The sequence below is a fragment of the Enterobacter sp. T2 genome, assembly GCF_010692925.1.
Classification (GTDB): domain Bacteria; phylum Pseudomonadota; class Gammaproteobacteria; order Enterobacterales; family Enterobacteriaceae; genus Enterobacter; species Enterobacter kobei.
The window spans coordinates 2,713,639-2,727,789 of sequence record NZ_CP048736.1 but is presented as its reverse complement, the minus strand read 5'-3'; the positions used below and the strand labels follow the sequence as shown (position 1 = coordinate 2,727,789).

The 14,151-nt window shown below is 51.0% G+C and carries 13 protein-coding genes and 2 pseudogenes; 14 read left to right on the top strand and 1 reads right to left on the bottom strand.

Going from position 1 to position 14,151, the window contains the following annotated elements; translation table 11 throughout:
* Positions 1–11 precede the first annotated feature (11 nt).
* From G0034_RS13065 to G0034_RS13000, 14 genes and pseudogenes are all read left to right on the top strand, one after another.
* Entirely contained in the window at positions 12–815 is an 804-nt protein-coding gene (locus G0034_RS13065) for a DUF8093 domain-containing protein (RefSeq protein WP_014884218.1), read from the top strand.
* Entirely contained in the window at positions 799–1,251 is a 453-nt protein-coding gene (locus G0034_RS13060) for a hypothetical protein (RefSeq protein ID WP_014884217.1), read from the top strand. The genes G0034_RS13065 and G0034_RS13060 overlap by 17 nt, the downstream gene beginning before the upstream one ends.
* 71 nt (positions 1,252–1,322) lie before the next feature.
* Positions 1,323–3,245 carry a type VI secretion system Vgr family protein gene (locus tag G0034_RS13055; RefSeq protein ID WP_023337403.1) on the top strand — a complete coding sequence of 641 codons (1,923 nt, stop codon included), beginning with the start codon at positions 1,323–1,325 and terminating at the stop codon, positions 3,243–3,245.
* A complete protein-coding gene (locus G0034_RS13050) occupies positions 3,238–3,732 on the top strand; it encodes a hypothetical protein (protein WP_230939116.1) in 495 nt (164 codons plus the stop codon). Before G0034_RS13055 ends, G0034_RS13050 begins: the two co-directional genes overlap by 8 nt.
* A gap of 76 nt (positions 3,733–3,808) precedes the next feature.
* Positions 3,809–4,363, top strand: coding sequence for a hypothetical protein (locus tag G0034_RS13045; protein ID WP_227025634.1), 555 nt, complete (start codon positions 3,809–3,811; stop codon positions 4,361–4,363).
* A gap of 3 nt (positions 4,364–4,366) precedes the next feature.
* Complete coding sequence (locus G0034_RS13040; RefSeq protein ID WP_179120934.1) at positions 4,367–5,443, top strand: Ivy family c-type lysozyme inhibitor; 1,077 nt, start codon at positions 4,367–4,369, stop codon at positions 5,441–5,443.
* 76 nt (positions 5,444–5,519) lie between these two features.
* The gene (locus tag G0034_RS13035; RefSeq protein WP_179120933.1) at positions 5,520–5,960 is read left to right on the top strand and encodes a DcrB-related protein; all 441 of its coding nucleotides are present in this window, start codon (positions 5,520–5,522) and stop codon (positions 5,958–5,960) included.
* 3 nt (positions 5,961–5,963) lie between these two features.
* Positions 5,964–10,328, top strand: a complete 4,365-nt coding sequence (locus G0034_RS13030; protein WP_286079215.1) for an RHS repeat-associated core domain-containing protein — start codon at positions 5,964–5,966, stop codon at positions 10,326–10,328.
* Between the two features lie 22 nt (positions 10,329–10,350).
* Positions 10,351–10,833: a hypothetical protein gene (locus G0034_RS13025; RefSeq protein WP_023330597.1), complete on the top strand. Its 483-nt coding sequence runs from the start codon at positions 10,351–10,353 to the stop codon at positions 10,831–10,833.
* Between the two features lie 553 nt (positions 10,834–11,386).
* Positions 11,387–12,258: pseudogene (locus tag G0034_RS13020) on the top strand (RHS repeat-associated core domain-containing protein); the annotation flags it as partial.
* On the top strand, positions 12,255–12,737 hold the full coding sequence (locus G0034_RS13015; RefSeq protein ID WP_023330595.1) for a hypothetical protein: 483 nt from the start codon (positions 12,255–12,257) through the stop codon (positions 12,735–12,737). The pseudogene G0034_RS13020 and the gene G0034_RS13015, both read left to right, overlap by 4 nt.
* A 101-nt stretch (positions 12,738–12,838) precedes the next feature.
* Positions 12,839–13,219 carry a hypothetical protein gene (locus G0034_RS13010; RefSeq protein ID WP_032629020.1) on the top strand — a complete coding sequence of 127 codons (381 nt, stop codon included), beginning with the start codon at positions 12,839–12,841 and terminating at the stop codon, positions 13,217–13,219.
* 16 nt (positions 13,220–13,235) lie between these two features.
* Positions 13,236–13,601 carry a hypothetical protein gene (locus tag G0034_RS13005; RefSeq protein WP_179120932.1) on the top strand — a complete coding sequence of 122 codons (366 nt, stop codon included), beginning with the start codon at positions 13,236–13,238 and terminating at the stop codon, positions 13,599–13,601.
* A gap of 99 nt (positions 13,602–13,700) precedes the next feature.
* Positions 13,701–13,994, top strand: coding sequence for a YciI family protein (locus G0034_RS13000; protein ID WP_014884201.1), 294 nt, complete (start codon positions 13,701–13,703; stop codon positions 13,992–13,994).
* Positions 13,995–14,048: 54 nt separating this feature from the next.
* Here G0034_RS13000 and G0034_RS12995 read toward each other — a convergent pair.
* Positions 14,049–14,150, bottom strand: a pseudogene (locus tag G0034_RS12995) (DUF933 domain-containing protein); the annotation flags it as partial.
* Position 14,151: the final 1 nt, after the last annotated feature.

The window sequence follows — 14,151 nt, the reverse complement described above, 5'->3', positions numbered from 1 at the left end:
CAGGAGATACTATGGAAGTGTACGATCTTCGAAGCCAAAGGCTTCGTCCAAAGGAATTCGAAAAGATTGTCTCTCCTGTCTATGCACGGAGCGACGTAGGGCGTGAGTTTGTTGTGGTGCGAGGCGTTTCAAATCCATTTCACAGCATTGATGGTTTAACGTTACGACATCGCTTCGAATTTAATCCTAATGCCGTTTTTGATCCCCTCTATGCGCAAAATCTTAATAAAATACAGCGGTTAATTGATTCAGGGGAGGTGGTCTTAATAGATCACCGTCAACGGACAAAAGCCCTATATCCCTTTTTCATCTCTGAGTCAGGGGAGTTGTTTTGTGTTGATGAGACGATCTACAACTCAGCTTTTGTGAATTACGTCCTCGAACGTTACCGAAATAATGTCGCTCTATTTGGAAAACCAGCCCCAACGCGTGATTCATTCGTTCCCTCTACCAATAATTACGGGCCGGGTTACTGGAAAACTGTTGAAGATGATTATCATGGCACAAAAAATGTTGTGATTATGGCGATTAATCGACTGACGAGCATGGGGGATGAGGGACGAGTATTTGGATCGGACGGTAAAGATTACATGAATACGTCGCGCGATAAAATTCAGCGCTGGACAGCGCTACCCGGAGATCTGGATGGAGAATCGCGCGTGTTTATATCTAAGAAATCGGTCATCAGACGATACGGAGAACAACGATCCATTTATCAGAAATACCTTGAGAGTGATGATGCCTGGGCAGTAAGTGGTAAATCATGGCAATGGATACCTGGAGTCAGAGAAGAGGATTATGAATTTAAAAAGTAAATTATGGTATTTCTGGGGAAGCATGGATGTACTGGCTCTTTTGCTTTATTCTGTAAACTCACTTCGTCAGGACAGGATCCCCTTGATTTCAGATTTAATCGCGTTCACAGGAACCTCAGATGTAGTTTCAGGAGGCGGTTACAACTTTATCGTAACACTCTTTTTTATATTTGATTTGCTCTTGTTACTTTCACTTTTTATTTCGGCCTGGTTGTTTTTTAAGAGAAAAGACGTTGCGATTAAATTTGCCCTTGCTCAGGAAGTTTTCCGTCTAATTTCGTTCAGATGTTCGGTTTCTTTTTTCCCACTTTTGGTAAGTGTGTTTGGTATTACAAGTGTCTGGGTAAATTTAGGATTGTTCGTTATCTCGGAACTGCTAAAAATATATTCTCTTGTTTACTTAATGGGCAAAAGAAAAAGAAATCATTCACTTTGATATATAAATGACGCTGATGCGTAGATGCGAACCTCTTTTCTAAATCGCATAAGCTAGATGGAATAAAAATTATGCTCAACCGAATTACCGTTCAGCTCCCGGTGGAGGGGCTTCTGTTCTGGAAACTGACGGGCCGCGAGGCGATGTCCGAGTCGTTCGCGCTGACGCTGACCGTGCTCGGCACGGACGCGCGCATTGACCGCAGCAAACTGCTGGGCCAGCCGGTCACGGTGACCATTCCGACGCAGAACCTGCTGACGTCCCGCTATGTTAACGGAAAAATTACCCGCGTGGCGGTGAGCGCCGTTGAGCTGACGGGCACCCGCTATGCGGTGTACCAGCTGACGGTGGAGCCGGACCTGTGGCCGATGAAGCGCGACCGTAACCTGCGTATTTTCCAGGGCCAGACGGTGCCGCAGATTGTGAAAACCCTGCTGGCTGAACATCAGGTCAACGTGGAGGATAAACTCACCGGCAGTTACCGGGTGTGGGACTACTGCGTGCAGTATCAGGAGTCGAGCCTGGACTTTATCAGCCGTCTGATGGAGCTGGAAGGGATTGCCTATCACTTCAGCCACGAGGCCGACAAGCACACCCTGGTGCTCACCGACGCCGCCACCCAGCATCAGCCGTTCAGCGGCTATGAGGTCATTCCTTACCACCAGACGCCGTCCGGCGGCAGTACGGATGAAGAGGGCATCAGCCAGTGGGCGCTTGAGGACAGCGTGACGCCGGGGATTTACAGCCTCGACGACTATGACTTCCGCAAGCCGAACGCGTGGCTGTTCCAGGCCCAGCAGAACCCGGCGTCGCCGAAGCCGGGCAGCATTGACGTCTACGACTGGCCGGGACGCTTTGTGGAGACCGGGCATGCGGAGTTTTACGCCCGCATTCGCCAGGAGCGCTGGCAGGTTGAGCACCAGCAGATTCAGGCCACCGCCACGGCGGCGGGGATTGCGCCGGGCCACACCTTCACCCTGACCAACGCGCCGTTCTTCAGCGATAACGGCGAGTATCTGGTGACGGCGGCGGGCTACCACTTCGAAGAGAACCGCTACGCCAGCGGCGAAGGTGAAACTGTTCACAGGACCGATTTCACGGTCATCCCGGCGTCGGTCTCTTATCGCCCGGCGCAGAGCACGGCGTGGCCGCGCACCTACGGCCCGCAGACGGCGAAGGTGGTGGGCCCGAACGGCGAGAGTATCTGGACCGACAAATACGGTCGCGTGAAGGTGAAGTTCCACTGGGACCGTCTGGCGAAGGGGGATGACACCAGCTCCTGCTGGGTGCGCGTGTCGAGCGCGTGGGCGGGCCAGGGCTACGGCGGGGTGCAAATCCCGCGCGTCGGCGACGAGGTGGTGGTGGACTTTATCAACGGCGACCCGGACCGTCCGATTATTACCGGGCGCGTGTACAACGACGCGAGCATGCCGCCGTGGGCGCTGCCGGCGGCGGCGACGCAGATGGGCTTTATGAGCCGCACGAAGGACGGCTCCGTGGACAATGCCAACGCCCTGCGCTTTGAGGATAAAGCAGGTGCAGAGCAGGTGTGGATCCAGGCCGAGCGCAACATGGACACCAGCGTTAAAAACGATGAAACGCACAGCGTCGGTGGCGAGCGCAGCCATTACGTTAAGAAAAATGAACTGCATCGTGTGGAAGCTAACCAGACGCAGGCCGTCAAAGGTGGGACTGAGATCCTGACCGGCAAAGGCAAGCTGGATGCGGCGGTGGAGCAGTACGTCATTGCTTCCGGGACGAAGCTGCGGCTGGTCTCAGGGGAAAGCGCCATTGAGCTGAATGCTAACGGCAAGATTAACCTGATCGGTAAAGAGTTTAACTTCTTCGTGGAAGGGGATGGTTATATCACCACGGGCGGTAAGCTGCACCTGAATACCTCGGGAACCAAGCCGGGCACTACGGCACCGGGATCGGGGCATAAAGGGGATATTGATGCGGCTGTGCAGGCGAAATTTACGCCAAAAGATGAGTAAGGCCGGTGCGGTGCTTATCGCATTATTAACGACGGGAATGGCTGAAGGAGGCGCTCAGAAACAGGATCTTTGGAAGTTCATTTCCGGGATGAGCGCATCACTCAGATCATTATCCGTTACAAGCCTAAGCAATGCGCCGTTGTCATTTAAGATCACCAGACAAAATGAATATATCAATTTCTACAATGCTGACGATTTCAAACTGGATGATGGAGCGAGCATTACCGAAATTGGTTTACGTTTAAGCAAAGATAACGGCGACATGGCGCCTTTACTGAATTTTTCACCGTCAGGTCAATGCATAACGCTTGATACCGTTAAAATGCACTTTCCGCAACTGGTGCTCACTGACTATCCGCAAGGCCGCTCTGAGAATGAAGTGACCAGTTATACCGCGCCAAAAGACAGTAATGGACAAAAGGTGAGCTTCAGTTTCACCGTGAAAAAACCTGACTGTCTGGATTCTGTCGTCATAAGCGCCGAATAAGAAACACAGTTCCCATGTCGTGACGGGGTTTCCAGTGGTGAGAAGCGCAATAAATATTCATTGAATGACAATTAACGTGAAAAAAAACACTCCGGTATTTCTTTTTTCTGCCCTGATGTTTACCTGTCTGAGCAGCAATGTGGTTTTGGCTCAGGTGATGCCTTCCGTTCTGACAAAACGGGATTTTTCTGTGCAGATTAAAGACCAGCCTGTCGCATTGGGCGACAGATGGACTCCTGATATTGCCCGTAAAATTGACGTGCCGTTGGAAGGCCATTTTGTCGGTGAAGTTCCTTTTGACGGAACAAACTATAAATTCTACCAGCATCAAAAGGCTGGGTTAGAAATATTCAGTTCCAATCTCTGGTGGGATAAAGCAGAAAGAAGCGTTGACGATTATATCGTGTCCCAGATTACGCTGACTGCCTCAGATATTTTAACGCCGCGTGGCGTTCATGTGGGTTCAACAATCAGAGAGCTGAACAATGCGTACGGCGATGGTCAGTTCGAAAATGATTCCGGGGAGAAGTGGATTTCCTATGAATTGGGTAAGAAATTGCTCTCTTTTAAGGTTATAGACAGTCAGGTTGTGAAAATAACCATGAATTACGAAAATGGTACTTCAGAGTGATTTATGACCAAAAAATATTTGGCAGTCGCATTGTTCACCGCTTTATTGACAGGCGTCGTTGAAACGTCATCGGCGCTTGAATTATCGCAATACAATAAGCTTGATACGGTGAGCAGCATCGTTAACGACAGCGAAGTGACAGACAGTCTCAGGAAGACGCTGGGAAATCATTACCAGACCTTTACTGATAACTTTGATGTCTTTGGTGAACCGCATACCACCACAGGTGGCGGATTGTTTGTTGAAGGTTGGCTAAAAGATCTCTACCTGGAGAATGCGTCAGCGCTGGTCATCAATCCTGACGGCAAAATCTTTGCGGCCTGGGTGGTTCCGGAGTCGGACGTTATTCATTACCAGTCTTCAGATAATAGACCGGTTATTCATGCCGATATTCAGCAATGGGCTGCCAGATTCAATACGCTGCAGTTTGCATCGAACAGCCAATCAGGACTCGCCTTTGACGGGGTATGGGCAGGCGAGTTCGGGAGCGACTCGACGTTAACCCTGCAGTTAGCTCGGTCAGGCAACCGTATCACCGGCTCTTATTGCTATATCTCCCGGAAAGGAAACCGCATTGATTGCCCCGAGGATGATGAGCGTAATCTTAGCGGTATGATTGCTGGCAATCGTGCCACTGTTGAGTTCAATTCATCGTTTGGCGGTGTAGGTGGGCGGGCTGCTCTGGAAGTAAAGGGGAATGAAATGGAATGGCGTTTAGTAACGCCTCCTCAACATGGCAATGATTATGCTCCGCTGCGTTATACATTACATAAAGCCGATTCGGATCATCACGCTGAATCCAGAAAACTGGAATCCGAAAAATTCGCTATTTCTTTGATAAACAAGTGCGGCCATTTCGAGAGCGAATGTGCCCAGATGGTTTATCTCGGCGTGCGCAAAAGCGATAACAGCACGATCTCCTTAAGGGGAAAAACGTTGCGCGACTCCGCAGGTAAAATAATCGGCTCAACGTACAAGAATGGCGAAATCGTTTATACCGTGACGTATGCACCCGCGAAACTGGTTGTCAGCAAAGGCAGCCAGGTTTTAGTCGAACAGTCAGGTCAATGGCGTAAATAATAAAACAGCCAGCCCAAAGGGCCAGCATGGATTGGCCTTCTTGTTTCTCACAATATTAACCATCCCGAGTTCACTTATGAAATACACCCTCCAGGAAGGTTCGTTTTCCCTTTTTCCTGCTGCCTGGCAGGATAACAGTATGAATATTATTCGCGATGACGAAAGCGGATTATCCGTGGTGGTCAGCCGCGGCGTCATTCCGGACAGCAGTGACTACGAACAAGAGTTTCACCGCCAGTGGGATGTGCTGCGTCCTCAGATGGGCGAAATTGCTCAGAGCGAATTCCGGAATGTAAAAGCCGGCCCTGACGGAAAAATTAATGGGCTGGAAGTTGAGACCACCTTCGACAGTAACGGGCAACGCCTGTGGCAAAAACAGCTGGCCGTACAGACGCCGGGCAAACCGGTATTGATGATTTTTACCCTCTCGGCACTCAGAGCGTTCACCGAAGAGGACGAGGGGCGCTGGAGCGCGCTTAAGCAAAGTCTGACGCTAAACGACAACCGGAATGTGTAAGGCATGAGCGATAACAACGCGGCCCGTAAGGGCGACGAGATTATTCACTCCAGCATTTTTGCTGACATCACCAGCATTGTGGCGGAAGGTGCCGCCTATGCGGTGATCGGTGCGGCGGTTGGCGCTGCTGCAACCGTAGCGGCGCCACTGCTGGGGGCGGGGGCCGCGGCAGCAGGCGTGGCGGCAATTGGATCCAGCTGTCTGTTAAGCGGGATTATCGGCGGCGTGCTGGCGAACGTGGCAGGGATCACTGACGATATCAGCAATGCCGCGGAAGGGTTGGGCAATGCGCTTTTCCCTCCGTCGCCTGCGGGCAAAATTACCACCGGTTCGAATAACGTTCTGACGAATGCGATCCCCGCCGCGCGCGCGGCCGGAACGCTGACGCCTGCGGATACCCCTTCCCCTGAACCGCAGTCGCCGGGCAGCTTTGCCGACTACGCGGGCATGCTCCTTTCTGCCGCCGGACAATTTGGCAGCGAAATGTGGCAGCCGAGCGTGGCCTCTGCCGCGGCGGGGACCTCGCCACTGGAAGAAGACAAGGTGGCGTGCGAAAAACACTCCGGGCCGCAGTATCTGGCGGAAGGCTCCAAAAGCGTCTTTATCAACGGACAGCCTGCGGTGCGCGCGAAAGATCGCACCACCTGCGAAGGCACCATTTCCGACGATGTCTCCCCGAACGTGATCATTGGCGGCGACACGCTTACGGTTCGCGATATCAAAAGCGGTAAAACGCCGGGACTGGCGCTGGGGATGATTGCGCTCTCCCTGCTGCGCGGACGTCCGGGCAAGATTCTGAAAAACATGCCCTGCGCGCTGGCGGCGGCCGGCGGCGGGATGCTGGCCGATATGGCCGTGAATGCCGTGTTTGGCTCCTCGCATCCGGTTCACGCCGCCACCGGCGTAAAGGTACTGAATGACGACGATGAACTCGATTTCTCGCTGCCGGGGCGCTTCCCGCTTCGCTGGCAGCGCAGCTATAACAGCCTGACCACCCGCGAAGGGCTGTTCGGGCTGGGCTGGGCAACCCCCTTTGACAGCTATCTGACGCTGGAAGAAAACAACGCCACCTGGTTCGACGAAACCGCGCGTGAGCTGAGCTTCGAGCTGCCGCCTGTCGACCGCGCGTTTTACAGCATCAGCGAAGGTATCATTATCCGCCGTAATGAAAATGGCGACGTGGCGATAGCTGATGACGACGGTGCGGTGTGGCGTCTGTACAAACCAACCCGGGCAAACCCTGCTGTGCTGCGTCTGGCATCTCTCAGCGACGAATACGGCAACGCGCTGCTGACGGAGTGGGACGAGCACGGCAGGCTGGTCGGCCTTCACGACGAGCCGCGGGCAATCGACGTCACCCTGCGCTACGAAGATGAACGTTTCCCGCAGCGCGTTACCGCAGCCAGCCATTTCGACGGCAACCGTTCCTGGCCGCTGATGCAGTGGCGCTACGATGCGGGCGGCCAGCTGGCGAGCGCGACGGATGCCTCCGGCGTGGTGACGCGTGAATACCGCTATAACGACCGTGGCCTGATGGTCTGGCACCGCCTGCCTGGTGGGCTGGAAAGTGAATACCGCTGGCAAAAATTCGACCACTGGCGGGTGGTGGAAAACCGCACCAGCACCGGCGACGGGTGCCGCTTTAGCTATGATTTAGCCGCCGGGCTGACGACCGTCGAGCACTACGACGGCCAGACGCGTAAGCACTACTGGAACGCGCAAAATCTGATTGTCCGTTACGTTGACGAGCGCGGTGAAAACTGGCGCTACGAGTGGGATGACAACGAACTTCTGACCCGTCGCGTCGATCCCCTCGGCAATGCCGTTACCTTTGTCTACGACGAAATGGGCAATCGGGTGCAGGAGATCGACGCCGACGGCAATACCCGTACCACCACCTGGCTGGAGCACCGCGCGCTTCCGGCGGCCATTATCGAAGCCGACGGCAGCGCGACCCGTTTCTGGTACGACGAACATCACGGCCTGAAGCGCGTGGTCGACCCGATGGGGCAGACCACGCTCCTGCACCGGGATGAGTTTGGTCAGGTGATTGAGGAGGTCGATGCCGCCGGAAACAGCCGCTACCAGGAGTATAACGACGCCGGGCAGATGGTACGTGCGACGGACTGTTCCGGGCGCATTACCCGCTACCGTTATCATCCGCTCGGCTGGCTGGTGGCCGAGACTGGCGCCGACGGCGAAGAGACGCGCTATCGCTACGACGCGGCAGGACGTCCGGTGCAGCTCGATCGTCCGGAAGGCTGGACGGAGTCACTTGCATGGAACGAGCGCGGCCTGCCGGTGAAGCATGCGGGCGCTGACGGGAAAGAAAGCGAGTTCAGATACGATGACGCAGGGCGCTTAACCGCCACCCGCAATACTCAGGGGGAAGAGGTGCGCCGCCGCTGGGACAGCCGCGGGCGTCTGGTTGCCCTGGAAAACGAAAACGGCGAAGCGTACCGGTTCCGCTGGGGCGCGGACTCGCTGCTTCTGGAAGAGACAGGGCTTGATGGCGTGGCCTCTCAGTATTGCTACGACGCCTGCGGGCGCACGATAGCGCGCACCTTTGCCGCCGGTCACCCGGAGGCCATCACCCACGCCTTCGCCTGGAGCGCAAGCGGCCAGCTGGTCGCCCGCACCACGCCGGAAGGACAGACCCGCTATCATTACACACCATCCGGGCTATTAAGCCGGATCGGGCTGCATCCTGCGCTTTCAGCCGACGCATGGACCACCGAGGCCGAGCAGGAGCTTGCCTTTGACTATGACGCGCTCGGTCGCGTGACGCGCGAGGCGGGCGAACACGGCGAGCTGGCGTGGGAGTATGACGCGCTGGGCAACCGCACCTCCGTCACGCTGCCCGATGGCCGCGAGCTGAAACAGTTCTACTACGGCAGCGGGCATCTGCTCGGTATTGCCCTCGATAAGCTGTCGGTCTCTGATTTCACCCGCGACGAACTCCACCGGGAGACCAGCCGCACTCAGGGGCTGCTGACCACCCGCAGCGAGTACGACCGCCTCGGTCGACTGCATCGCCGGGATGTCTTCACTGGCAATGCCCAACGCCCGTCGCCGCGCCGCTGGTCTCGCCGCTGGGATTACGATTACCGCAATAACCTGGTGCGGGAAGAGCGGGACGATAATCCGTTCAGCTGGTACCGCTGGCAGTATGACAGCGCCGGGCGCCTGCTGGTTCAGGACGGCTCGCTGCCCGGACAGGAGCAGTGGCGCTGGGATGCCGCCGGTAACCCGCTCGAAGGGGCTGCTGAGAAGGTCACGCATAACCGCCTGACGCAACTGAACGGCATTCGCTGGCGCTATGACACCCACGGCCGCACCGTGGAGAAAGATAACGGCCAGACCCGCTGGCACTACCGCTACGACGGTGAACATCGCCTGACGGAAGTCATCAGCCAGCCGCGGGACCGCAACAAACCGCAGACGCAGGTCAGCTTCCGCTACGATCCGCTCGGACGACGCATTAGCAAAACGCGACGCCAGATGCTGGGCGGACAGCCAACCGGCAAGCCGGTCAGCACCCGGTTTGTCTGGGAAGGTTTCCGCCTGCTGCAGGAAGTGCACGGGGACGTGCCGCTAACCTACGTCTACAGCGATCAGGACAGCTACGATCCGCTGGCGCGTATCGACGGCGTTGATGCCCCGGAGATCTTCTGGTTCCACTGCCAGCCCAACGGTACGCCGGAGCGGATGACGGATAGCGAAGGGCAGGTACGCTGGGAAGGGGTGAACAGCGCCTGGGGCAAGCTGCTGCGGGAAAGCGAGACGCAAGTATCAGGATATTCTCAGAACCTGCGGATGCAGGGGCAATACCTGGACCGTGAGACAGGGCTGCACTACAATCTGTTCCGGTATTACGACCCGGACTGCGGGCGGTTTACGCAGCAGGACCCGATAGGTCTGGCGGGGGGGATAAACCTTTACCAGTATGCGCCGAATGCGCTGGGGTGGATGGATCCGTGGGGGTTGAGTCGTAAATGTAAGGATCCTTCTAAAGAAGCGACTCAGTGGCAAGGACCTCTTAATAAAGATTATAAAGGTATTGATAGTTACTCGAACAGAACGCTTAAAAAAGGAACGATCCTCTATGCATTGCATCCAAATGGTGATCAGTTACCTGCATATACCGTAACTCATCCTACAGTTAGGCAATATAAAGGTGATTCATTAGGATATCATGAGGCGTTACAAGTGAAACTTAACCCAGATTTCCCTGTACGAACCAAAGTTAGGGCATATTATGTATCTGAGGATATATTTGTTGCTAGTGGTCGTGCAACGGCGAATCCTCAGTTCGGAAAGGGGGGGGGATGCAGTTTTACATACCTGAAGAAGCAAGAGGTAAATTAATTCCTGGTAAGGTTATAGATATATGAAAAAGATGACATTTAATGTAAAAAATGGGAATGTTAAAATTGATGATTATCCTATTGAACTTAGTTCTTTTGAAATATTTACTTCATCTGAGTTTTACAAAACCCATCCGCAATTTACTAAGATAGGTAAATTTTATTTTTCGAAAAATGATATTGAATGGGAAGGGCAGAATTTTATCGTAGAGTTCAGACCAGCAATTTTCTCATTTAATCCATCTCTTTTTCTTACAAGTAAAGACGGAGATTTTTATCAATCACTCAAAGATTGGGATAAGAGGGCATCGTTAAAAAATCTAGAAGAGGAAGAAAGACGATTGACAGAATGGGTTCAAAATAAATTTTCCAGAAACAATATGGGAAAGATAAATAAGCCTCCATATGGAACAAAATGGACTTATGAATGGGGAGAGATAACAGTGCAATCAAATGAAAGATCCTTTGATTGTGGGATATATATTGAATGGAATCTTAATCTCTGATGGTAATAAATCGTACATTACATATATGAGTTATCCATCCATGGAACGGAAGCCATATTGTCCAGTAGTGATATTTAAATTTATTATAGATGACTGCCTTATTTAGTATGCGAGATAAAAAATCGGATTAATCCCTTTTTTCTAAATGAAATAATAATCTTCTTTGTACATCTTTTATAAGTGGGTCTAAAAAGGAGGGATGTATAATGAAAATGCATAAAGAATAGTTAGATAATAATTCTGAAAAGATTGCATTTATGGCGGAATGAATTACTCGCCTTCAGATTTCGCTATAAATACTTTAATTGAACTTTCAAGAAAAAATCAAGATATGGCGTGGGTTATTAGTAAATGCTATGAAGTAAAGAGAGTCTCAAGACACAACTGAAACTATTCAAACGTTATTCAGGAAGTTCAGTATGTCGCCATCTTTAACAGTGTAATTTTTTCCTTCTGCATGCAGAGGGCGCTGACCACCCGTAGGGAGTACGACTGTCTTGGTCGACTGCATCGCCGGGATGTATACACTGGCAATGCCCAGCGCCCGTCACCGCGACGCCAGATGTTGGGCGGACAGCCAACCGGCAAGCCGGTCACTACCCGGTTCGTCTGGGAGGGGTTCCGCCTGCTGCAGGAGGTGAACGGGGACGTGCCGCTGACCTACGTCTACAGCGATCAGGACAGTTACGATCCGCTGGCGCGTGTCGATGGCGTTGATGCCCCGGAGATCTTCTGGTTCCACTGCCAGCCCAACGGTACGCCGGAGCGGATGACGGATATCGAAGGGCAGGTGCGCTGGGAAGGGGTGAACAGCGCCTGGGGCAAGCTGCTGCGGGAAAGTGAGACGCAGGTATCAGGATATTCTCAGAACCTGCGCATGCAGGGGCAATACCTGGACCGTGAGACAGGGCTGCACTACAGTCTGTTCCGGTATTACGACCCGGACTGCGGGCGGTTTACGCAGCAGGACCCGATAGGGCTGGCGGGGGGGATAAACCTTTACCAGTATGCGCCGAATGCGCTGGGGTGGATCCGTGGGGGTTGAGTCGTAAATGTAAGGATCCATCTAAAGAAGCAACAAAGTGGCAAGGCCCTGGAAATGATGATTATCCCGGTATTGATGTTTATAAGAATAGGAAGCTGAAAAAAGGTATAATTCTTTATGCTCTTTACCCGAATGGGAATCAACAACCCTCATATACTGTGACATTCCCAACAGTCAATCAATATAGAGGCGATCCTTTGGGTTATCATCAAGTGCTACAGGTAAAATTAGATCCTCGATGGTCTGTACGTACGAAATTAAGGGCTTTCTATGTAAGCGAAGACATAGATGTTGCTTACGGTAGAGCTGCAGCCAATAAGTTGTATGGAGATGGGGGAGGACTTCAGTCCTTAACCCCAGGAAAGATTTTAGATATATGATAAACTTAAATTTTAATGCGAAAACGGGAAAGCTAATTTTCGATGGTCTAACTTTAGAGATTGATACTGAAGAAGGATTTTGCAACAGTAAACTTTATCACAAACTAAATACGTTTAATGCTGTAAAGAAATACATGCCTTATCACTATCTTATTGATCCGGTGTTTTTTTGCGATAAAGAATTTGAAATTAACATACGGCCAATATGTTTTGGTTTTCCTTTTATGGTTCATCTTGTCGATAAAGATAGTGAATATTATAAATCCCTAAAGGACTGGGATGCAAGAACTAATATTAACATGCTAAATAACTCAGTGAAAAGCTTGTCTGATTGGCTAAGCCTTTCTCTGAATTTAGGGGCTCCTGATATTACGAAAACAGAAATGATTAGATGGGATTATGAATGGGGCCGAATTTCTGTCTCGTATGAGACAAAGTCATTCAACCATGGCATACATATAGTTTGGAATTCAATATAATCAATAACTAAGGCTTGCCTAAATTAAGTTATTGACTAATAACATCATCCATTTACTTTTAATCTTACTTGTTATTATTGGAGTTAAAAGTTATAGAGAAAATGAAAATAACTAATCGACTTAAAAAGAAGTTATTAGTCCTCGATGGCATTGACAATGATTTCATAGAGTATGGAAAGGAAATATCATGCCCTGAGTGTGACGGGGTAATAGTCTACTCTATCGTAAACTCATATGAGTTTGACACGCTTACTGAAGAGGTAAAAAGCTTTTTGGTTAAGAAAATGAGAGGTGTGAAGCTTGTTAGTGAACATAAGAAATATAGCTACGACGATAGCCAATTAGATGTTTCGAAAAATACATGTTCAAAGTGTTTGAAAGATTTTTCTAGTGTATTAACGTATAAAGAAGTGCAACCAGCACGATACCGGGTATATCTTGTGGGGCTTTTTGAAGGTGATTTGAAAAAGATCAACCTTTAAAGGTTGAGGTTTACCAATGATTGAAAATCTCATTTATTTTAAAGAAAATAACCTGCTTCATTGGGCTAGTGGTGAAAGTAACAGAGTGGTTAGTATGCCATTTTTAGACAATGCAATGGTCGACTCAACACGCCAGTTAGTCTTTGCGTTAAGCGAACCAAAGCCATTACCAACCGTTTTGACCATCTTCAATGCGCAGGGTGAAAAACCATTTTGGTCAGCACCTCCTGAAGGCGCAGCTTTCTATTACTTAACTTTCAACCTGTCAAAGCAAGTGGTTGTGGTCTGTAGCTATGCGGAAAAGCAAAACGGCTGGCATGATTGGTTTTATTCCTGGGATATGAAGCGTAACGCGCTGTCTCTATCGGGCCCTGCGTATTAACATCAAAAGCACCAAAAAATGATAACAATAACCGGTGGCAAAAGAGGGCTGCATAAGCAGTTCCAACAAGCGGTTTAAAACAGAGCTAAGAGGCAAAGGATGAGCACGGTTTACATTGTCATTTTAACCTATATCAAACCACTCGAAGAGATTGACGCAGCGATACATGCTCATGTTGAGTGGCTAAAAAAGGGGTATTCAGAGGGGATTTTCCTGGCATCCGGTAGACGGATCCCAAGAAACGGTGGGGTCATTCTCGCTAAGTGTGAAAGTCTTGCCTCTCTTGAAGAGCGCTTGCGCGAGGATCCTTTTCAGGCGTTAAAGCTAGCGACTGTTGAAATCATTCCCTTTGAACCCAGCATGAAAACAGAACTCCTGGAAAATGTGTTTTAACCCTCGAATAAAAAAATCCACGCCAAAGCGTGGATTTTTTTCATTCAAAACAAATCAGACGTTAAACAGGAAGTTCATCAGATCGCCATCTTTAACGATGTAATCTTTCTCTTTCTCACGCATCTTGCCTGATTCTTTCTTGCCTTGCTCACCTTGT